The sequence below is a fragment of the Brevibacterium sp. LAARM2_SD2 genome, from assembly GCF_057364785.1.
Window position 1 is genome coordinate 48,872 of the sequence record NZ_JBNFOM010000022.1, and the last position, 20,864, is coordinate 69,735.

At 68.5% G+C, this 20,864-nt stretch carries 15 protein-coding genes and 1 pseudogene; 11 read left to right on the forward strand and 5 right to left on the reverse strand.

Going from position 1 to position 20,864, the window contains the following annotated elements; all coding sequences use genetic code 11:
- Position 1: 1 nt before the first annotated feature.
- The 6 genes from AC2W7K_RS13735 to AC2W7K_RS13760 all read left to right on the forward strand — a co-directional run bounded on the left by AC2W7K_RS13735 (position 2) and on the right by AC2W7K_RS13760 (position 7,475).
- Complete coding sequence (locus AC2W7K_RS13735; RefSeq protein WP_198498943.1) at positions 2-1,309, forward strand: deoxyguanosinetriphosphate triphosphohydrolase; 1,308 nt, start codon at positions 2-4, stop codon at positions 1,307-1,309.
- A gap of 3 nt (positions 1,310-1,312) precedes the next feature.
- A complete protein-coding gene (gene dnaG / locus AC2W7K_RS13740; RefSeq protein WP_486006287.1) occupies positions 1,313-3,475 on the forward strand; it encodes a DNA primase in 2,163 nt (720 codons plus the stop codon).
- A 15-nt stretch (positions 3,476-3,490) separates the two neighbouring features.
- The gene (locus AC2W7K_RS13745) at positions 3,491-4,129 is read left to right on the forward strand and encodes a TetR/AcrR family transcriptional regulator (protein ID WP_198498941.1); all 639 of its coding nucleotides are present in this window, start codon (positions 3,491-3,493) and stop codon (positions 4,127-4,129) included.
- Positions 4,130-4,205: 76 nt separating this feature from the next.
- Positions 4,206-5,975: an MDR family MFS transporter gene (locus AC2W7K_RS13750; RefSeq protein ID WP_198498940.1), complete on the forward strand. Its 1,770-nt coding sequence runs from the start codon at positions 4,206-4,208 to the stop codon at positions 5,973-5,975.
- Positions 5,917-6,882 carry a D-2-hydroxyacid dehydrogenase gene (locus AC2W7K_RS13755; RefSeq protein WP_198498939.1) on the forward strand — a complete coding sequence of 322 codons (966 nt, stop codon included), beginning with the start codon at positions 5,917-5,919 and terminating at the stop codon, positions 6,880-6,882. The genes AC2W7K_RS13750 and AC2W7K_RS13755 overlap by 59 nt, the downstream gene beginning before the upstream one ends.
- Positions 6,879-7,475: a hypothetical protein gene (locus AC2W7K_RS13760; protein WP_198498938.1), complete on the forward strand. Its 597-nt coding sequence runs from the start codon at positions 6,879-6,881 to the stop codon at positions 7,473-7,475. Before AC2W7K_RS13755 ends, AC2W7K_RS13760 begins: the two co-directional genes overlap by 4 nt.
- Before the next feature lie 174 nt (positions 7,476-7,649).
- On the opposite strand, the gene AC2W7K_RS13765 is transcribed toward AC2W7K_RS13760, so the two are convergent.
- Both AC2W7K_RS13765 and AC2W7K_RS13770 read right to left on the reverse strand, forming a co-directional pair.
- The gene (locus AC2W7K_RS13765) at positions 7,650-9,089 is read right to left on the reverse strand and encodes a glyceraldehyde-3-phosphate dehydrogenase (protein WP_198498937.1); all 1,440 of its coding nucleotides are present in this window, start codon (positions 9,087-9,089) and stop codon (positions 7,650-7,652) included.
- 45 nt (positions 9,090-9,134) lie between these two features.
- Entirely contained in the window at positions 9,135-10,184 is a 1,050-nt protein-coding gene (locus AC2W7K_RS13770; protein ID WP_198498936.1) for a YhjD/YihY/BrkB family envelope integrity protein, read from the reverse strand.
- Between the two features lie 93 nt (positions 10,185-10,277).
- Here AC2W7K_RS13770 and AC2W7K_RS13775 point away from each other — a divergent pair, with 93 nt between their 5' ends.
- On the forward strand, positions 10,278-11,015 hold the full coding sequence (locus tag AC2W7K_RS13775) for a DedA family protein (protein ID WP_198498935.1): 738 nt from the start codon (positions 10,278-10,280) through the stop codon (positions 11,013-11,015).
- A 76-nt stretch (positions 11,016-11,091) separates the two neighbouring features.
- On the opposite strand, the gene AC2W7K_RS13780 is transcribed toward AC2W7K_RS13775, so the two are convergent.
- Both AC2W7K_RS13780 and AC2W7K_RS13785 read right to left on the reverse strand, forming a co-directional pair.
- The gene (locus AC2W7K_RS13780; protein ID WP_198498934.1) at positions 11,092-12,150 is read right to left on the reverse strand and encodes a glutathione S-transferase family protein; all 1,059 of its coding nucleotides are present in this window, start codon (positions 12,148-12,150) and stop codon (positions 11,092-11,094) included.
- Positions 12,151-12,279: 129 nt separating this feature from the next.
- Positions 12,280-14,088 (reverse strand): AMP-dependent synthetase/ligase, encoded by a 1,809-nt coding sequence (locus tag AC2W7K_RS13785; RefSeq protein WP_232623615.1) that lies wholly within the window; start codon positions 14,086-14,088, stop codon positions 12,280-12,282.
- A gap of 195 nt (positions 14,089-14,283) precedes the next feature.
- Between AC2W7K_RS13785 and leuS the strand changes: the two genes are divergently transcribed.
- Together leuS and nadE are read left to right on the forward strand one after the other, a co-directional pair.
- Positions 14,284-17,232, forward strand: coding sequence for a leucine--tRNA ligase (gene leuS, locus AC2W7K_RS13790; RefSeq protein WP_486006288.1), 2,949 nt, complete (start codon positions 14,284-14,286; stop codon positions 17,230-17,232).
- 46 nt (positions 17,233-17,278) lie between these two features.
- Complete coding sequence (gene nadE, locus AC2W7K_RS13795; RefSeq protein WP_198498932.1) at positions 17,279-18,115, forward strand: ammonia-dependent NAD(+) synthetase; 837 nt, start codon at positions 17,279-17,281, stop codon at positions 18,113-18,115.
- Positions 18,116-18,142: 27 nt separating this feature from the next.
- On the opposite strand, the gene AC2W7K_RS13800 is transcribed toward nadE, so the two are convergent.
- Complete coding sequence (locus AC2W7K_RS13800) at positions 18,143-18,838, reverse strand: hypothetical protein (protein ID WP_198498931.1); 696 nt, start codon at positions 18,836-18,838, stop codon at positions 18,143-18,145.
- Positions 18,839-18,944: 106 nt separating this feature from the next.
- On the opposite strand from AC2W7K_RS13800, the pseudogene AC2W7K_RS13805 reads away from it, so the two are divergent.
- A pseudogene (locus AC2W7K_RS13805) lies at positions 18,945-20,251 on the forward strand (UDP-glucose dehydrogenase family protein).
- The coding region (locus AC2W7K_RS13810; protein ID WP_486006289.1) for a DegV family protein at positions 20,248-20,864 on the forward strand (617 nt) is incomplete at its 3' end. The pseudogene AC2W7K_RS13805 and the gene AC2W7K_RS13810, both read left to right, overlap by 4 nt.

Sequence of the window (20,864 nt, forward strand, 5' to 3'; positions counted from 1 at the left end):
GATGCCCACCGACACCTCCGCACGCATCGCCCGGGCCTCGGGCAGCGTCGCGGACTACTCGCCGCGCGACGAGGAGCGCTGGGTCATCGAACCGGCGAAGAACCCGCGCCGCTCGGCCTTCCAGCGTGATCGGGCGCGGGTCCTCCACTCCTCGGGGCTGCGCCGCCTCGGAGCGAAGACGCAGGTCGTCTCGCCCGGCACCGACGACTTCGTCCGCACCCGGCTCACCCACTCCCTCGAAGTCGCGCAGGTCGGACGCGAACTCGCCCGCTACCTCGGCTGCGATCCCGACATCGTCGACACCGCCTGCCTGAGCCACGACCTCGGGCATCCGCCCTTCGGCCACCACGGTGAGACGATCCTCGACCGGCTCTGCGCCGACATCGGCGGGTTCGAGGGCAACGCGCAGACCCTGCGCCTCGTCACCCGGATCGAACCGAAGGTCATCGCCCCCGACGGCCGCCCGGCCGGACTCAACCTCACCCGGGCCAGCCTCGATGCGCTGACGAAGTATCCGTGGCCGCGCGCCGAGGCCGCGGCGGGGCGACGCGACTCCGGGGTGCGGAAGTTCGGCGTCTACGACGACGACCTCGCCGTCTTCGACTTCTACCGGGACGGGGTCGACAACGGCCGCCGCTGCCTCGAAGCGCAGGTCATGGACTTGGCCGACGACATCTCGTACTCCGTCCACGACGTCGAGGACGCCGTCGTCGCCGGGCACCTCCGCCTCGGCGAGTTCGCCGACGAGGTCCGCCGCCTCGAGCTCTTCGAGATCACCCGCCAGTGGTACCTGCCCGAGACCGACGACGCGGAGATGGACAAGGCGCTCACCCGACTGCAGGCCGCCGCGTACTGGCCGGACGAGGACTTCGACGGGTCACGCCGGGCCCAGGCGGCGCTCAAGCACATGACGAGCCAGCTCATCGGCCGCTTCGTCGGGGCCGCGGAGGCGGCCACCCGTGAGGAGTACGGCTGGGAGCCGCTCAACCGCTACGCCGCCTCCCTCGTCGTGCCCGAGTCCACGGCCGTCGAGATCGCCGTGCTCAAGGGCATGGCGACGCTGACCGTCATGGTCGCCGAGGACCGCCTGCGCCTCCACGACATCCAGGACACCGTCATCACGAGCCTCGCCGACTGGTACGACGCCCACCCCGACGGGCTCGACCCGATGTTCGCCGCCGACCACGCCGAGGCCGCCGACGACGCGGCCCGGCTGCGGGTCATCGCCGACCAGATCGCCTCGCTGACCGACCATTCGGCGTGGACGCTCTACCATCGGATCCAGGCGGGGGCGGGGGACCGGCTCTAGACCATGGCGGGACTCATCAAGCGCGAGGACATCGACGAACTGCGCTCGCGCACGCGCATCGACGAGGTCGTCGGAGAGTTCGTCACGCTCAAGACCGCGGGCATCGGCTCCCTCAAGGGACTGTGCCCCTTCCACGACGAGAAGACCCCGTCGTTCCATGTCCGCCCGCAGGTCGGCATGTACCACTGCTTCGGCTGCGGGGAGTCCGGCGACGTCTTCACCTTCCTCCAGAAGGTCGAACAGCTCAGCTTCGTCGAGGCCGTCGAGATGCTCGCCGGCCGCATCGGCATGCACCTGCGCTACGAGGACGGCAAGGGACCCGACCGGGAGCAGGCGAGCAGGCGGCAGCGCCTCCTCGAGATGCACGAGGTCGCCGAGCGGTTCTTCGCCACAGCGCTGTCCGAGAAGGCCGGGCAGATCGCGCGCGACTTCCTCGCCGCGAAGGGCTTCCCTCCCGGTGAGCACCCCCGCTTCGGCGTCGGCTTCGCTCCGAAGTCGTGGGATGCCCTGACCGGTCATCTGCGCCGGGCCGGCTTCAGCGATGAGGAGATCCTCGCCGCGGGCCTGGCCAGCGAGGGCAGCCGCGGCATCTACGACCGGTTCCGCGGACGCGTGATGTGGCCGATCAGGGACATGACGGGACGGACGATCGGCTTCGGGGCCCGCCGGCTCTTCGACGACGATCAGGGGCCGAAGTACCTCAACACCCCGGAGACCGCGCTCTACCACAAGAACCAGGTGCTCTACGGCCTCGATCTCGCCAAGCGCGACATCGCGAAGACCAAGCGCGTCGTCATCGTCGAGGGCTACACCGACGTCATGGCCGCTCAGCTCTCCGGCGTCACCCAAGCGGTGGCGACGTGCGGCACCGCCTTCGGCGCCGAGCACGTCAAGATCGTCCGTCGGCTCTTGGGCGACGACCCCAGCGGGCAGGTGATCTTCACCTTCGACGGCGACGAGGCCGGGCAGAAGGCGGCGCTCAAGGCGTTCGAATTCGAGTCCGAGTTCACCGCGCAGACCTTCGTCGCCGTCGAACCCTCGGGTCTCGACCCCAACGATCTGCGGCTGGAGAAGGGCGACGGCGCGATCCGCGAGCTCATCGAGGGCCGCAAACCGCTCTTCGAGTTCGTCATCACCACCGCGATCGGGCAGTTCGACCTCGACACCGTCGAGGGGCGGATCGCTGCGGTCAAGGCCAGCGCCGAGGTGCTCGCGGGGATCCGCGATCGCAACAGTCTCAGCCACTACCACCGGTTCGTCGCCGGGCGCATCGGCGTCGACATCGACGAGGTCGAGGCGGCCGTGAAGACCGCTCGGAGGAATCCGCGCGCGACCGGAGCCGACCGCGGCCGTTCGACCCAGGGGCCCGGACAGACCGCCGGACCGCGCCAGGGTCAGGGTGCGGGCCCGGGTCGCGGCCAGGCTGCGGGCCCAGGGCGCCAGTCCCACCCCGGGCAGCGGCGCGAGCAGGCGCCCCCGCCCGCCGGCGAGGGCCGTCCCACCGGCGGTGGACGGCAGCAGGCGAACCCGACCGCTGACGATGCGGGCATCGAGTACGTCTACGACGAGCGTCCCGACGTCTCCGATCTCTCCGCACCGATCACCCCGACGCGGCTGAAGACGGAGAAGGGCGCCCTCATGGTCGCTCTCCAGCACCCCGAGTTCGTCAATGCCAAGCTCTTCGACTCCCTGTCGGAGAAGGCCTTCGACCATCCCGGCCACCGTCAGATCCAGGCGGCGCTCAAGCAGGCCGGCGGTCTGCGCGCGGCCGCCGCGGCCCCCGGCCGGTGGCGAGACCGTCATGGAGGCCGCCGGCGACGACCTCGGACCCGACGTCGCCCGCCTCCTCGTCACGCCGCTGCCGGTGTCCGAAGGGGTGAGCGCGGAGAAGTTCGCGCAGGGAATCGTCGCGAAGCTCTTCGACTACGACCTCGAGCGCATCGCCAAGGAGCTCCACTCGCGCCTGCAGCGTCAGAGCGCAGGCGATGCCGAGGCGCAGACCGCGCTGCTGCGCCAGCTCCAGGTCCTCGAGCAGCATCGTGTGCGGCTGCGCGAACTCATGACCTGAGGTCCCGCCCCGCCGAGGCGGCGGAACCTGGCGGGTCAGCCTCGGGAGTGAAATACTGCACAGATGCAATTTTGCAGTTGATGAAAAGTTGCATCTAGTGCAGAATTATTCGCATGGCCGAGAACGAATCGCTGCGGACGCGGAAAGCGCGCGAGACCCGCACCGCCATCCATGAGGCGGCGCTCACGCGCGTCCTCGACGAGGGACTCGAAGCGACGACGGTGGCGAACATCGCCGCCGACGCCGGCGTGTCCCCGCGGACGTTCTTCAACTACTACGCGACGAAGGAAGACGCGATCGTCGGCCTCGACGTCGCGAACATCGACGACCAGCTCGTCGCCGACTACGTCGAATCCGACTCCGGCTTCGACACGCTCGCCGAGGACACGGCGAACTTCGTGCGCGAAGCACTCCTCATCGGCACCGAACCCGGACTCTCGAGTCGCAGGCGCGAGCTCTTCGTCGCCTATCCGGAGCTCGTGGGCCGACGCTTCGACCAGGTCGAGGCGCTCGAGGAGCGGGTGTCCGAATACGTGCTCGCCCGGCTCCGGTTCCTCGGACAGGAGTTCTCGACCGAGGACTCGGCATGGCGCAGCGCCCGGATGCTCACCCAGATGTGCATGGTGCCGCTCCACCATGCGATCCGCGTCGTCAAGCACTCACCGGAACTCGTCGTCGACGAGGAGAGCACCCAGAGGATCTACGACGATTCCCTCGGGCTCTTCCTCAAGGTGCTCGAGAGGCTGCGATGAGGGCATGACGCCGCACCGCGGTCACGGAGGCGCCGACGACGGAGACCATTGCGCTGAGAGAACAGATGAGGGAAGAATGAGGGCCGAGAGCCAGGACATGACACAGACAGCCGCAGAACCTGAGAACCACACCAATGACGCCGCCCCGATGACGACCTCGGCGATCATTCTCCTCTTCGTGGGATTGATGATCGCGATGTTCATGTTCTCCCTCAACCAGACCGTGCTCGCCACGGCCCTGCCGACGATCGTCGGCGAACTCGACGGCGTCGACCAGATGCTGTGGGTGTCGACGGCCTTCATGCTCGCCTCGACGATCATGATGCCGATCTACGGCAAGGTCGGCGACCTCTTCGGCCGCAAGCCGCTGTTCATGTTCGCGATCAGCTGCTTCCTCGCCGGCTCCGTCTTCGCCCTCCTCGCCCAGGACATGTCGCTGCTGATCTTCGGCCGGGTCCTCCAAGGCATCGGCGGCGGGGGCATGATGATCCTCTCGCAGTCGATCATCGCCTCCGTCGTCCCTCCGCGCGAGCGCGGCAAGTACATGGGCATCATGGGCTCGGCCTTCGCGGTGTCCTCGGTCGCCGGCCCCCTCATCGGCGGGTGGCTGACGGAGGGCCCCGGCTGGCGCTGGGCGTTCGCGATCAACTTCCCGCTCGGGATCATCGCCCTCATCGCCGCTGCCGTCTTCCTCAAGATCCCCAAGCAGACCCACGGTCCGCGGCCGAAGATCGACGTCGGCGGCATGGCGCTCATCTCCGTCATCACCTCGTGCATCGTCCTCGTCTCCGCGTGGGGCGGACACGACTACGCGTGGGGCTCGTGGCAGATCAACGGCCTCATCGTCGTCGGGGCGCTCGCGATCATCGCGTTCGTCATCGTCGAGGCGAAGGTGAGCGAACCGGTCATCCCGCTGTGGCTGTTCAGGAACCGCGACTTCCTCCTCTCGACGATCGCCGGTCTCTTCATCGGCGTGAGCATGTTCGGCGTCCTGTCCTACATGCCGACCTACCTGCAGATGGTCCACGGCATCGACGCGACCGTCGCCGGACTCATGATGGTCCCGATGATGGGCACGATGCTCATCTCCTCGACGCTGACCGGCTTCGTCGTCGCCCGCACCGGCAAGTACAAGCGCTACCCGCTCACCGGCATCCTCCTCATCGGAGTCTCGCTCATCCTGCTCTCGACGCTCGAAGCCGACAGCCCGGTGTGGGAGCCGATGGTCGGACTCGCCCTGCTCGGCCTCGGTCTGGGACTGAGCATGCAGATCCTCGTCCTCGTCGTCCAGAACGCCTTCCCCGTCGAGATGGTCGGCACGGCGACGGCGTCGAACAACTACTTCCGCCAGGTGGGCGCGACGCTCGGCATGGCGTTCATCGGCTCGGTGTTCACCCAGCGCCTGCTCGAGAACATCGAGTCCGGCATCCGCAGCCTCGCCGCCTCGAACCCGAACGTCGAGCTGCCGCAGATCTCGTCGACCGGGCTGACCCCGCAGATCGTCGGCGACCTGCCCGAACCGATCCACACGCTCATCATCACCGCGTACAACGACGCGCTCGTCCCGCTCTTCCTCTGGGTCGCGCCGCTGGCGTTCCTCGGCTTCGTCATCCTCCTCTTCCTGCCGAACACGCCGCTGGCGTCGACGCTGAAGAGCCAGGATGCCGCCGCCCGTGAGCATGTCGTCACCCACGAACACGCCGCCGAGGTGCCCGTCGACGCCGATTCCTCGCTGCGGGAGCCATCCGATAGTCTGGCTGTGCCGCTGACCACGAAGGACTCCACGGATGACGACACTGACGATTCTCAACCCGCCAGGCAGCCCGGTTCCCGACCGGCTCACTGAGCTCGGCCGCCGTGACGACGTCGACGTCCGCATCGTCACGGCCGACCGCCTCGGCGAGGCCCTGCCCGGCACCGAGGTGCTCCTCCTCTGGGACTACTTCTCCACCGCGCTCACCGAGGTCTTCGACGCAGCCGACGAGCTGCGCTGGATCCATGTCGCGGCCGCCGGTGTCGATGCGCTCCTCTTCGACGAGCTCATCGCCTCCGAGGTCGTCGTCACGAACGCCCGCGGAGTCTTCGACCGGCCGATCGCCGAGTTCGTCCTCAGCTTCGTCCTCATGCACGCGAAGTCGGCGCTCGGCTCGCTCGCCGACCAGCGGGAGCACCGGTGGAACCGGCGCTCGACCCGTGACCTCGCCGGCACGCGGGCCCTCATCGTCGGCACCGGGTCGATCGGTCGGGAGATCGCCCGCGTGCTGCGCGCCCTCGGCGTCGACGTCAGCGGGGCGGGCAGTCGTGCGCGCACCGGAGATGCCGACTTCGGCGACGTCATCGACTCCGCCGACCTCGCCGCGCATCTGACCGGGGTCGACTGGGTCATCGACGTCGCCCCGCTCACCGACCGCACCGCGGGTCTCTTCGACGCCGAGGTGTTCGCGGCGATGGAGCCGCACGCGTTCTTCGTCAACGTCGGCCGCGGGGCGACCGTCGACACCGATGCCCTCGTCACCGCGCTGGAGACCGGGGCGATCGCCGGCGCCGGCATCGACGTCGTCGATGTCGAGCCGCTGCCGGCCGACCACCGGCTGTGGGAGGCACCGAGCGTCATCATCACCCCGCACATGTCCGGTGACACCGAGGGCTGGCGCGAGCGGCTCCTCGATCAGTTCCTCGACCTCTTCGAGACCTATCGGGCCGGCCGCCCCTTCGCCCACACCGTCGACAAGGAAGCAGGGTACGTCCGATGAGCACCGCTGAGGTCCCCGACGACCGGGCCTTCCTCGCCCGCACCCTCTCCGACCTCGTCGCGATCCGCCGGGCCCGCCTGCTGAGCATGCTCGTGCTGGCGATGGCGATGCTCGTCGCGGGCCTCGGCGCGGCTCTGCAGGCCCAGGGGGAGCGGGTCGATGCCGTGCTGCTCTTCTCGGCGTTCAGCCTCATCATGATCGGCATCGTCTGCGCCCTCGGCGCGCTCGTCGCATGGACCCGGCTGCGCCGCGACATCCTCGACTCCGTGGCGGCGAGACGGCCGGCGAGCACCCGGGCCCCGCGGTCGAAGGGCGGGGGCATGGCGGTGGCGATCGCGTTCGTCGTCCTCGGGATCCTGCTCGGCTTCCTGCTCGTCCCCGAGACGCCCATCCTCGCCGGTGCCGTCGTCCTGTCCTGCCTGCTGCTCGCGTGCCTCGGTCCGATCTGGGCCCATGAGCTCTCGACCGGCGATGACCGTCTCGCGTTCATGCTCGCCGAGGACGACGACCTCGCCTCCCGGTTCGCGACATTCACCCCGATCTGGCTCCACGACGCGATGGAGACCGAACGCGCAACCCGCGAGGACCGCTGAGGGACCGACCGCCTCGGCGCGGACCCGATCCCACCGCGCACTGCCCGCCGCCCACTGCGCACTGCGCACTGAGCACCGCGGACCGCGCTGTGCGCACTGCGCACCGCAGACGACGAAGCGCCCCCGTCCGAGAGGTCGGGGGCGCTTGCCGGTCGCTGACTCAGCGCAGCGGGATCAGTTCGCTGCCGCGGGGAACGACGGGGTGTCGACGTCGGCCATCTCCGCCACGCAGCGGATGACCTGGTGGCTGTAGCCGAACTCGTTGTCGTACCACACGTAGACGACGACGCGGTCCTCGTCGACGATCGTGGCCAGACCGTCGACGACACCCGCGCGCCGCGAGCCGACGAGGTCGGTCGAGACGAGCTCGGGGGAGGCGACGTAGTCGACCTGGTTGCGCAGCGGCGAGTTCATCGAGGTCTCGCGGAGGAACCCGTTGAGCTCGTCGACGGTCGTGGGATTCTCGAGGTTGAGGTTGAGGATCGCCATCGACACGTTCGGGGTGGGCACGCGGATCGCGTTGCCCGACAGCTTGCCCTTGAGTTCCGGCAGCGCCTTGGCCACGGCCTTCGCCGCACCCGTCTCCGTGAGCACCATGTTCAGACCCGCCGCACGTCCGCGACGCGACCCCTTGTGGAAGTTGTCGATGAGGTTCTGATCGTTGGTGAACGAGTGCACCGTCTCGACGTGGCCGTTGCGGACGCCGAAGCGGTCGTTGAGCGCCTTGAGCACCGGGGTGATCGCGTTCGTCGTGCACGAGGCCGCCGAGAGGATCGTGTCGGCGTCGGTGATGTCATGCGAGTTGACGCCGAAGACGATGTTCTTGATGTCGCCCTTACCGGGAGCGGTGAGGATGACCTTCGCGGCGCCCTTGGACTGCAGGTGCTTCGACAGGCCCTCTTCGTCGCGCCACTTGCCGGTGTTGTCGACGATGATCGCGTTGTCGATGCCGTACTCGGTGTAGTCGACCGTCGAGGGATCATCGGAGTAGATGACCTGGATGAGGGTGCCGTTGGCGAGGATCGTGTTGTTCTCCTCGTCGACGACGATGCTGCCGTCGAACTTCCCGTGCACTGAGTCGCGGCGCAGCAGGGAGGCGCGCTTGACGATGTCGTTCTCCCCGCCCTTGCGCACGACGATGGCGCGCAGGCGCATGCCGGTGCCGCCGGAGCGCTCGATGAGGATGCGGGCGAGCAGACGTCCGATGCGTCCGAAGCCGTAGAGGACGACGTCGCGCGGCTCCGCCGCGGAGGACTCGCTGCCGATGACCGACGCGAGCTCCTCGGCGAGGAACTCCGCGGTCGATGCGGACTGCTCATCGCGCTTGACGATGAGGCGACCGAGGTCGATGCGCGCCGCGCTGAGGTCGAGCTCGGCGAGTGCCCGGACGACCTCGAGGGTGGTCTCGATGTCGAGCTCTTCGCCGAGGAAGTGGCGGGCGTAGCGGTGCGCCTTGATCATGCCGGTCACGGACTTGCCCTGGAGCGAGCGCCCGAACAGGGTGAGCAGCACGTCGTTGTTGCGGTGGAGGCGGCCGACGAGCGGGATGAGTTCTTCCGCGGCAGTCTGCTTCTTCTCCCACTCGTCGAGACGAGCGGCTGTTGCTTGAGTCAAAGGTCGAGTCCCCTTATATTCACGTGGTCGATTCCCGGCCCAAGTCTACCGTGTCGACTCCGCGCTCCTGGACCGGCGTTCGTCGTAGCGCTTGAACCCCAGCAGCGTGAGCGCGACGAGTCCGACGCCGGTGATGAGGGCGCCGAGGCTCTGGACCTGAAGCTCGGGCGCGACGAACCGACGGTGCGGGGTCGTGTCCTCGGGCAGCGGCGGCGGAACGGCCGTGCCGATCCAGGCGGCGACGAAGAGGATGATGCGAGCGAAGACGTTCATCGTCAGCATCACCGCGATGATCGACCCGAACACACCCGCGGCCTTCCCGGCGGAGAAGAGGTCGACGAGGACGGTGGCGAGGTTGAGCAGGATCGTGAAGGCGACGGCGCCGATGAGCGAACCGCGCACCTTCGCCTGCCGATTGACCGGATGCTCGGGCAGCATCGTGAAGAGGAACATGAAGATCAGCCACGATGCCCCGAAGGTGATGATCATCGGGACGACGACGAGGAGGCCCGACATCCATCCGGAGAGGTCGAAGAGATCGGTGATGAAGCTGCGCAGCCCCGTGCCGATGACCGTGAGACCTGCGGTGAGCAGAAGACCGACGATGAGTCCGAGCAGGGTCACGGTGTTCGAGAAGAACTTCTTGACCAGCGGCTGGTTGACGTCGTCGTCGAAGTCGTCGTGGAGCTGGGCGCGGACGGCGGCGCCGAGGTTGCCGATGAATCCCTGGCCGGTGTAGAGACCGGCGAGGATGCCGAAGATGCCGACGGCCTGCCAGTCGTTGAGGAAGCCCTCGAGCTGATCGGTCAGGGTCGAATTGCCGGGGGAGAAGTCCTCGATCTGCTGGGTGATGACGGGAACGAGGTCGGGCCGGACGACGTCGAGGACGAAGCCGAGTCCCGCGAAGGTGAACATCGCGATCGGAATGACCGCGAGAACGAGGAAGTACGTGATCGCGGCCCCGAACTGGTTGCCCAGACGCGTGATGAAGCGCTGGACGGCGCGGACGAGATGCGCCGGGCCCGGCTGGTTGATGGCCTGGTGACCGGCTTCGGCCATGGGACTGCGTGAGGCCAGGATCTTCGCTGGTGTCACTGGGTGCTCCTCCTTCTTGGGGATCGTCTCCCAGACTATCCGCTGGGAGCGCTCTGTGAGCGAAAGGTCGACCTGTTCTCTACACTTCAGAGCATGCCGCTCACCGCTTCGACCTCCGCCCTGGTCACGGTCTCCGCCTCCGGTGCCGCTGAGAACCTCAGCGGCTTCTCCGCGTGGACGGTGGCGATCATGGAGACGCTCGGACCTCTCGGCGTCGGATTCCTCGTCTTCCTCGACAACATCTTCCCGCCGATCCCCAGCGAGCTCGTGCTGCCGCTGGCCGGCTTCACGGCGAGTCGCGGTCAGCTCAGCCTCGTCCTCGCCATCGTCTTCGCGACGATCGGATCCGTCGTCGGAGCCCTCGTGCTCTACGCGGTGGGCCGCTGGATCGGACTCGACCGGATCGTGCGGATCGCCGTGAAGATGCCGCTCGTCGACGTCGCCGACGTCCACAAGACGATCGCGTGGTTCGACCGCCACGGTGACAAGGCCGTCTTCTTCGGGCGGATGATCCCGATCTTCCGCTCCCTCATCTCCATCCCGGCGGGCATGCGGGCGATGCCGATGCTCAAGTTCCTCCTCCTCACCGCCGCCGGCAGCACGATCTGGAACACGATCCTCATCGTCGCAGGCTTCTACCTCGGTGAGAACTGGTCGATCGTCGAAACCTACGCCGGGTACTTCCAGACGCTCGTCATCGTCGTCGTCGCGGTCGCCGTCGTCGCATGGGTCGTGCTCAAGGTCCGCAAGCGGCGCCGGCAGCGCGCGACGGGAACCCACGACTCCGACTTCGAGCGGGAGCAGGACGCCGAGCCCGACGGCACGCCTTGAGCGGTGAATGACCGAAGCCCGACCTATGGTCGGGCTTCGGCTGCTCCGCCTCGGCGGGATGGACCGTCGGCAGGGTTCACTTCACCCAGGCCGCCGCGGTGCTCTCGAACGGAACCTCCTCGCCGGCGGCGACGGGACCGGGCGCGGTGCCGTCGCCGAAGGGCGAGCCGCCGAGTTCCTCCCTGCCGTGCGGGGTCAGCCACCCGGAGAGGTCCGGCCCGACGGGAACGATGCCGGTGGGATTCACGTCCTTGTGGACGATGTAGTAGTGGTCCTTGATCTGCGGGAAGTCGATCGTGTCGCCGAATCCCGGCGTCTGATAGAGGTCGCGGGCGTAGCCCCAGAGGTTCGGGAAGTCCCGCAGGGCGGTGCGATTGGCCTTGAAGTGCCCGTAGTAGACGGGATCGAAGCGCGCGAGCGTCGTGAAGAGCCGGACATCGGCCTCGGTGATCGACTCGCCCATGAGGTAGCGCCGGGTCGCCAGTCGCTCCTCGACGGTGTCGAGGGCGGTGAAGAGGCGGTCGAAGGCCTTCTCATAGGCCTCCTGCGAGCCGGCGAAGCCCGACCGGTACACCCCGTTGTTGATCTCCGTGTAGATCATCCGCATGAGGGACTCCATCTCGTCCCGCAACTCCTCCGGCCACAGGTTCGGCGCACCGTCGCGGTGGTAAGCCGTCCACTGGGTCGAGAAGTCCTCGGTGATCTGCGCGAAGTCGTTCGTCACGACCTCACCGGAGGGGATGTCGACGATCGCGGGCACCGTGATGCCGCGCGGGTAGTCGGGATAGCGCTTGAAGAACGCCTCCTGGAGCCTCTCGATCCCGAGCACCGGATCGACGCCCTCGGGATCGAGGTCGAAGGTCCACGAGCGCTTGTCGTGAGTGGGCCCGGGCATCCCGAGGGAGATGACGTCCTCGAGACCGAGGAGGCGCCGGACGATGACCGTGCGGTTGGCCCACGGGCAGGCGCGCGCGGCGATGAGGCGGTAGCGACCGGGTTCGACGGGCCACTGGGCGTCGGGATCGTCGAGGATGCGGTCCTCGATGTAGTTCGTGTCGCGGTTGAACTCCGCGCCCTTCTCGACATAGGAGCCGGTGGTGTCAGTGTCCGTGGTCGTCTCGGTGTCGTTCGACATGGGGATGTCCTCTCTCACGCGACTGAGTGCGGCGGGTCGGCCGCCCGCGGTGAACGGGCGGCGACCGTCGTCACGATGGTTGAAACTTCATCTTACTCAGCCGGCCATCGCCGCGTCTCCCCACCGGCCTCAGTCGGCGTAGAGCGCTTCGATCTCGTCGGCGAAGTCCTTGCCGAGCAGGTGGCGCTTGACCGACTGCTTCGCGGAGAGATAGCCGTTGGCCTCGCTGAGCTCGACGGGCACGATGCGGAACTTCTTGATGCCCTCGGCCCGGGAGACGGTCCGATTGACGCGTTCGATCGCCTTCTCGATGGTCTGGCGCACGGTCTCGTCCTCGGCCGCCTCGGCGAGGGTCATCTCCGGCAGATCATGATTGGCAAGCCACGTCGGCAGCATCTCCGGGTCGAGGAAGATCAGCGCGGTGATGTACTTGCGGTTGTCGCCGACGAGCACCGGCTGGCCGATGATCGGATGGCGGCGCAGGGCGTCCTCGAGCGGGGCGGGAGCGATGTTCTTGCCGCTCGAGGTGACGATGAGCTCCTTCTTGCGCCCGACGATGCTGAGGTAGCCGTCCTCGTCGAGCGACCCGAGGTCGCCGGTGGCGAACCAGCCGTCGTGGAACTCCTTGGCCGTGGCCTCGGGGTTCTTCCAGTACTCGCGGAAGACGGGCACGCCCTTGGCGAGGATCTCGCCGTCGGGGGCGATCGCCACGGTCGCCCCGGGCAGGGGCACGCCGACGGTGCCGATCTTCGAGTTCTCGGGGACGTTGACCGTGATCGGGGCCGTCGTCTCGGTGAGACCGTAGCCCTCGAGGACGACGAGGCCGATGCCGCGGTAGAAGTGGCCGAGGTGCGTGCCGAGCGGCCCGCCGCCGGAGACCGCCCACTTGACGTTGTTGCCCATGATCTCCCGCAGCTTGCGGTAGACGAGGGTGTCGAAGAGCGCGTGCTGGGCCTTGAGCGTGAGCGGGACCCTGCCGGCGTCGAGGGCCTTCGAATAGGCGACGGCGACCTGCTCGGCCCGGCGGAAGATCTTCTCCTTGCCGCCGGCCTGCGCCTTCGCGAGCGCGGAGTTGAAGACCTTCTCGAAGACCCGGGGCACGCCGAGGATGAACGTCGGCTTGAAGCTGCCGAGGGCGTCGGTGAGCTTCGTCAGGTCGGCCTGGTGGGCGAGCAGCCCGCCCGTGCTCACGCAGAGGACCTCGATGAAGCGGGCGAAGACGTGGGCCTGGGGGAGGAAGAGGAGGCAGCGGGCGTCACCGCCGGTGACCTCGCTGATCTGCTCTTCGGCGGCCTGCGCGGTCTGGACGAAGTTCGCATGCGTGAGCACGCAGCCCTTGGGCCTGCCCGTCGTTCCGGAGGTGAAGATGATCGTCGCGATCGACTCGCTGCCGACCTGGCTGCGGCGGGCCTCGAGGTCGGCGTCGCTGACGGATGCGCCCGCGGCGCTGAGCTCGCGGAAGGCGCCCTCGTCCCAGATCCACAGCGCAGGTGTCGGCAGTCCGGCGGCGGCCGCGGCGTCGCGGACGCGCTGGGCATGCTCCTCGGTGGCGACGAGGCCGGCGGTGACCTCGGCGTTCTCGAGCATCCAGGCGAGCTGATCCTGCGAGGAGGTGTCGTAGAAGGGCACGGAGATCGCGCCGGCGAACCACACGGCGTAGTCCGACAGCGTCCAGTCGAAGGAGGTGGGGCCGAAGATGCCGACCTTGTCCTCGAACCCGACCCCGGAGGCCATGAGACCCTTGGCGACGGCGCGGACCTCATCGACGAACTCCGCCGTCGTCACCTCGACCCAGTCGTCGCCGACGGCCTTGGCCAGCGCCGGATGGGTGGGGGCGGTCGCGAGGCGGTTGAGAAGGATGTCGGTCGTCGATGACGTCGTGTCCACCTCGTACCCGACGACCGGAGTGGCTGACTGGGGCATTGTCTGTGGGCTCATGCGTACTCCTTCGGGACATAAGTTACTGCCCAGTTACTTTACTGTGCGATCGTTAAGTACTTTACTGTGCGAACCTTCAGCCGTGAAATCGATCACGTTTGCCCGGTGATCATGTCTCGTCTGCAGTCTAGCCAGTTCAGCGCGTGAACGTTCAGGCTACGATGGATCAAACCCGATCACTGGCGAAGGAAGGTAATGTCGACGAACCCTGAGGACACCGGTTTCCGCTACGACGCGGAGCTGGCGGAGAAGATCGAGACGTCATGGCAGCGCACCTGGGAGCAGGCGGGAACGTACCACGCCCCCAACCCGACCGGTGACCTCAGCCAGGACCTCGCCGCCTCCGCCGCGGAGTCCTCGTACGGGCCGCCGGACAACCTCGGCGAGCGGGAGTCCCTCTACATCATGGACATGTTCCCGTACCCCTCGGGTGCGGGCCTCCACGTCGGCCACCCGCTCGGGTATCTCGGCACCGACGTCTTCGGCCGCTATCAGCGGATGCGCGGACGCAATGTCATGCACGCGCTGTCGTATGACGCCTTCGGACTGCCCGCCGATCTCTACGCGGTGCAGACGGGCCAGCATCCGCGGATCACGACGGACGCGAACATCACGAACATGACCGCGCAGCTGCGACGCCTCGGGCTCGCCCACGACGCGCGCCGCAGCTTCGCGACGACCGACGACGACTTCGTCAAGTGGACGCAGTGGATCTTCCTCCAGATCTTCAACTCGTGGTACGACCCCGACGCGCAGGCACCGGGGGAGGACACCGCCGGTGCCGCCCGTCCGATCTCCACCCTCATCGAGCAGTTCGCGAGCGGACAGCGGCCGACCCCCGACGGGCGGGACTGGGCGCAGCTGAGCACCGCCGAGCAGGAGGACGTCCTCCAGGGCTACCGGCTGGCCTACGTCTCGGAGTCCCCGGTCAACTGGGCGCCGGGGCTGGGCACGGTGCTCGCGAACGAGGAGGTCACCGCCGAGGGCCTGTCCGAGCGCGGCAACTTCCCCGTCTACACGCGCACCCTGCGCCAGTGGAACATGCGCATCACGGCCTACGCCGACCGCCTCATCGACGACCTCGACGGCCTCGACTGGCCGAGTGCGATCCGCGCGATGCAGGTCAACTGGATCGGACGGTCGAAGGGCGCGCTGCTGCGCCTGCCGCTCGTGCCGACCGCTGCCACGGCCGCCGACGCCGATTCGACGACCGAGGAGTCCATCGAGGTCTTCACGACGCGCCCGGACACGCTCTTCGGCGCGACCTACCTCGTGCTCTCACCCGAGCACCCGGCCGTTGCCGACCTCACCGCGGACGCGTGGCCGGACGGCACGCCCGAGCGCTGGCGCGGGGGAGCCGACACCCCCACCGAGGCGATCGCCGCCTACCAGCGCGCGGCTGCGGCCAAGACCGACGCCGACCGGCAGCAGAGCCGGGAGAAGACCGGCATCTTCACCGGCTCCTCGGCGCTCAACCCCGCGACCGGTGAGCAGATCCCGATCTTCGTCGCCGACTACGTCCTCATGGGCTACGGCACCGGGGCGATCATGGCGGTGCCCGCCGAGGACGCCCGCGACTGGGAGTTCGCGAAGGAGTTCGGCCTGCCCTACGTCCGCACGGTGCAGCCCCCGGAGGACCACGACGAGGACTCGCCGTACACGGGCGAGGGCGTGATGATCAACTCCGCGAACGAGTCGATCGACGTCAACGGCCTGCCGATCGCCGAGGCGAAGGCCGCGGTCACCGCATGGCTGGCCGGTCTGGGCCTGGCCGAGGAGACGACGCAGTACCGACTGCGCGACTGGCTGTTCTCCCGCCAGCGCTACTGGGGCGAGCCGTTCCCGATCGTCTACGACGAGCACGGAACCCCGATCGCGCTGCCCGACGAGCAGCTGCCCGTCCAGCTGCCCGAGGTCGACGACTTCGCGCCGCGGACCTATGCCCCCGACGACGCCGACTCCCAGCCGGAGCCGGCCCTGTCGCGCAATCGGGACTGGGTCGAGGTCGAACTCGACCTCGGCGACGGACCGCGCACCTACTACCGCGAGACGAACACGATGCCCAACTGGGCCGGGTCCTCGTGGTACCAGCTGCGCTACGCCGACCCGCACAACTCCGATGCCGTCGTCGACCCGGTCAACGAGGAGTACTGGCTGGGTCCGCGGGCCTCGAAGCCCCGCGGTGGGGCCGACCTCTACGTCGGCGGTCAGGAGCACGCCGTGCTCCACCTCCTCTACGCGCGCTTCTGGCACAAGGTGCTCTTCGACCTCGGCTACATCTCCTCGTCGGAGCCGTTCCACCGGCTCGTCAACCAGGGCTACATCCAGGCCTACGCCTACACCGACGCCCGCGGCGTCTACGTCCCGGCCGCCGACGTCGAGGAGCGCACCGACGAGGCGGGCGAGACGACGTTCTGGTACGCAGGCGAGCAGGTCAACCGCGAGTACGGCAAGATCGGCAAGTCGCTGAAGAACTCCGTCATGCCCGATGAGATGTACGACGCCTACGGCGCGGACACGTTCCGCGTCTACGAGATGTCGATGGGACCGATCGAGCAGGACCGGCCGTGGGAGACCCGAGCCGTCGTCGGCGCGCAGCGCTTCCTCCAACGGGTGTGGCGCCTCTTCGTCGACGAGGCGACCGGTGAGTCCGTCGTCGCCGCGGGCACTGCCGACCCCGAGACCCTCAAGGTCGCGCACCAGGTCATCGCCGGAGTCCGCGACGACATGGACCACCTGCGCTTCAACACGGCGATCTCGAAACTCATCGTGCTCACCAACCACCTGACGAAGCAGGGCGGAGCGACCGTCGACGTCCTCGAGCCGCTGGCGATCATGCTCTCGCCCTTCGCCCCGCACCTCGCGGAGGAGCTGTGGCAGCGGCTCGGACACGAGTCGTCGATCACCTACGTCGACTTCCCTGAGGCCGACCCCGCCTACCTCGTCGCCGACACCGTCACCGCGGTCGTCCAGATCAAAGGCAAGGTGCGCGCCCGGCTCGATGTCGCCCCCGACATCACCGCCGACGACCTCGAAGCCCTGGCGCTGGCCTCGCCGAACGTCCAGCGTACGCTCGACGGCGCCGGGGTGCGCAAGGTCATCGTCAAGGCCCCCAAGCTCGTCAACATCGTTCCCGACGCGTGAACCGCTGACCGGCCCCGGTCACCTGAGAGAAGGACCCCTGACTCCCATGAGCTCCATCGCCGCCGTCCAGGATGAGATCCGCACTGCGCTCGGTGTGCGTCCGCAGATCGATCCCGCCACCGAGGTGATCCGCCGTGTCGAATTCCTCGTCGACTACGTGCTCACCACCGGGGTGCGCGGGCTGGTCCTCGGCATCAGCGGGGGACAGGACTCGACCCTGGCCGGCCGGCTCTGCCAGCTGGCCGTCGAGACCCTGCGGCGGCGCGGGGAGAAGGCCGAGTTCTACGCGGTGCGCCTGCCCTACCACGTCCAGGCCGACGAATCCGATGCGCAGGACGCGCTGAAGTTCATTGCCGCCGACCACGAGATCGTCTTCAACATCGGCGCGGCCACGGACGCCGCCGCCGAGGAGTACCGCGAGGCGATGGGCGAGCCGATCTCCGACTTCGGCAAGGGCAACGTCAAGGCGCGCATGCGGATGACCGCGCAGTTCGAGATCGCCGGGGAGAAGCGCCTCCTCGTCGTCGGCACCGATCATGCCGCCGAGGCGGTCACCGGCTTCTTCACGAAGTTCGGCGACGGCGCTGCCGACGTCATCCCGCTGTCGGGACTGAGCAAGCGGCAGGGACGGGAACTGCTGCGCCACCTCGGCGCGCCGGAGCACCTGACGACGAAGACCCCGACCGCGGACCTCCTCGACGACGACCCGGGTCAGACCGACGAATCGTCGCTGGGGCTGACGTACGAGCAGATCGACGACTTCCTCGAGGGCAACGAGATCGACGCCGAGGCGGCCCAGCGGCTCATCGACCGCTACCGGGCGACCGAGCACAAGCGCCGCACCCCGGTGACCCCGACCGACAACTGGTGGATCCGGCACTGACGGGGTGGCGCGCCGCGCGCGCGTGCCTCAGGCGGTGAGTCCGAGCTCGAGCGCGGTCTGCTTGAACTCCCAGCGGGCGGTGATGAACGTGTCGCCGAGGCTCTCCCCGCGGCTGCGCGCCTCCGTGTACTCACGCCACCCGCCCTTGCGCGAGTCGCCGGGGGTGATCTCCCGCTTCGTCTCGTCGTCGGCGACGACGCGGGTCTCCTCGTTCACCCAGATCGACAGCGCCTCGGCGGCGCGGTAGAGGTTCATGAACGCGGTGTGGGAGCGCGGGTTGTCGAAGCTCGACTTCGCGAACTCCTCCCGGAAGGTGTGGAGCGGGGCGAGCTCGTCGACGGCGAGGGTGCCGAACGTCGCATCGAGGCGCAGGGACTGGATGAGGCCGTCGGAGTCGGGGATGAGAGTCAGGATCCGCTGCGCCCGCGTCTCGTCGGGGATCTGCGCGACCTCCTCGGCGACGGGGGTCAGGCCCACCGCATCCATCCGCCCGCGTTCGGTCGCGAGGCTGCCGCGCAGGGCATCGATCTGGGTCTGGGAACGCCGCCATTCGCCGTGGAAGATCAGCAGGGCGGCAGCGGCACCGAGGCAGAGCACGATCCCGATGAGCCACGCGAACGGGTGGAGGGCGGGGATGGCGAAGAGCACGATGCCGACGACGATGAGGACGGCGAGAACCACCGCGGCGGTCGAGTTGGTGAGGAAATCCAGGAAACGCTTCACACGGACAAGACTACTGTTTCCGGCTCCGTAAATCGTGTAGGCAATCGTGCATGCAGGTGGCATATAGTGTGCGTGAAAATGCTCGGACGAAACGAGGTAGTGCCAGGTGTTGATTTCGGTCATCGGTTGTGGGTATCTGGGAGCCGTGCATGCGGCGGCCATGGCGTCGCTGGGTCACGAGGTCGTCGGCGTCGACGTCGAGAGGCGAAGATCGCGGCTCTGCGTGAGGGACGCCCGCCGTTCTTCGAACCGGGACTCGCCGACCTCCTCGTCGAGGGGCAGGAGAAGGGCGGCCTCGACTTCACGACGGATGTCTCCCGGGCCGCCGAGGCGAGCGTCCACTTCGTGTGCGTGGGCACCCCGCAGCGGCGCGGGGAGTTCGCCGCCGACGTCACGTACGTCGATGCTGCCGTCGACTCGCTCCTGCCGCATCTGGCGCCCGGCGCGGTGGTCGTCGGGAAGTCGACGGTGCCGGTGGGCACGGCGGCCCGGTTGGCCGCCCTCGTCGAACCGGCCGGGGGGATGCTCATGTGGAATCCCGAGTTCCTCCGTGAGGGACACGCCGTCGAGGACACCCTCCACCCCAACCGTCTCGTCTACGGGGTCGCCGAGGGCGAGGCCGGGGTCGCGGCGACCGCGGCCCTCGACGAGGTCTACGCGCCGATGCTCTCCGCCGACACGCCGCGGCTCGTCGCCGACTTCGCGACCGCCGAGCTCGTGAAGACCGCGGCGAACTCGTTCCTCGCGACGAAGATCTCCTTCATCAACGCGATGGCCGAGCTCTGTGAGGCCTCCGGGGCCGATGTCACGCTGCTCGCGGATGCGATCGGGATGGACGATCGGATCGGGCGGAAGTTCCTCAACGCCGGGCTCGGGTTCGGCGGGGGATGTCTGCCCAAGGACATCCGGGCGTTCATGGCCCGGGCCGGGGAGCTCGGGGCCGATCAGGCGGTGGCGTTCCTCAAGGAGATCGACTCGATCAACATGCGCCGGCGGGTGCGGATGGTCGACATCGCCCGGGATGCGCTCGGCGGGTCGTTCATCGGCAAGCGGGTGACGATCCTGGGGGCTGCGTTCAAACCCGACAGCGATGATGTCCGCGACTCCCCGGCGCTGGCGGTGGCCCGGCTCATCGGCACGCAGGGCGGGGTCGTCACGGTCACCGACCCGGAGGCCGTGGCGAATGCGTCCCGCGCGTTTCCCGAGCTCAGCTTCGTCACCGACACCACAGAGGCGCTGACCGGGGCGGATGCGGTGCTGCTGCTGACCGAGTGGCAGGAGTACCGGGACCTCGACCCGGAGGTCGTGGGCGGTCTCGTGGCCGGGCGGGTGCTCGTCGACGGGCGCAATGTGCTCGACCCGCACACGTGGCGGTCGGCGGGGTGGACGTATCGGGCGCTGGGCCGGCCATGAGGATCGGTCTCGTCACCGATTCGACCGCCCAGCTCCATGACGCCGAGGCGGCCCGGCTGCGCGAGACCACCGGCGGACTCTTCGCGGTCGTCCCCCTCACCGTGCTCATCGACGGGGTCGCCTACATCGACGGGGAGCTCGATCCGGACCGGTTGTGTGCGGCGATGGACGCCGGCTCCGAGGTGAGCACCTCGATGGCCACACCGGCTCGGTTCGCCGCCGCGTACGCCGATCTCATCGACCACGGCGCCGAGGCGATCATCGTCGTCACGATGTCCGGGGAGCTCTCGGGCACCCGCGATTCGGCCGTCACCGCGGCGACCGACCAGCCGGTGCTCATCGACGTCGTCGACTCGCGCACCACCTCGGCGGGACTCGCCGGGGCCGTCGCGGTCGCCGCTGCCGGGATCGGGCGCGGCGAGGACGTCGCATCGATCGCCGGCACCGTGGCCGACTGGTGTGCGGGGGAGACGATGACCGTCTTCGCTCCGCAGAACCTCGAACACCTGCGCCGAGGCGGTCGCATCGGGGCCGCGTCCTCGCTGCTCGGGCGCGCGCTGCAGATCGTGCCGGTGCTCGGGCTCGGGGCCGGAGTCGTCACCCCGGTCGCCCG

Bases quoted from the DNA above. Each gene is read 5' to 3' on its own strand.
- AC2W7K_RS13735 (WP_198498943.1), top strand. From the start codon at position 2: ATGCCCACCGACACCTCCGCACGCATCGCCCGGGCCTCGGGCAGCGTC.
- AC2W7K_RS13780 (WP_198498934.1), bottom strand. From the start codon at position 12,150: ATGTCGAACGACACCGAGACGACCACGGACACTGACACCACCGGCTCC.
- AC2W7K_RS13760 (WP_198498938.1), top strand. From the start codon at position 6,879: ATGAGCACCGCTGAGGTCCCCGACGACCGGGCCTTCCTCGCCCGCACC.
- nadE (WP_198498932.1), top strand. From the start codon at position 17,279: ATGAGCTCCATCGCCGCCGTCCAGGATGAGATCCGCACTGCGCTCGGT.
- dnaG (WP_486006287.1), top strand. From the start codon at position 1,313: ATGGCGGGACTCATCAAGCGCGAGGACATCGACGAACTGCGCTCGCGC.
- AC2W7K_RS13785 (WP_232623615.1), bottom strand. From the start codon at position 14,088: ATGAGCCCACAGACAATGCCCCAGTCAGCCACTCCGGTCGTCGGGTAC.
- leuS (WP_486006288.1), top strand. From the start codon at position 14,284: ATGTCGACGAACCCTGAGGACACCGGTTTCCGCTACGACGCGGAGCTG.
- AC2W7K_RS13745 (WP_198498941.1), top strand. From the start codon at position 3,491: ATGGCCGAGAACGAATCGCTGCGGACGCGGAAAGCGCGCGAGACCCGC.
- AC2W7K_RS13775 (WP_198498935.1), top strand. From the start codon at position 10,278: ATGCCGCTCACCGCTTCGACCTCCGCCCTGGTCACGGTCTCCGCCTCC.
- AC2W7K_RS13755 (WP_198498939.1), top strand. From the start codon at position 5,917: ATGACGACACTGACGATTCTCAACCCGCCAGGCAGCCCGGTTCCCGAC.
- AC2W7K_RS13750 (WP_198498940.1), top strand. From the start codon at position 4,206: ATGAGGGCCGAGAGCCAGGACATGACACAGACAGCCGCAGAACCTGAG.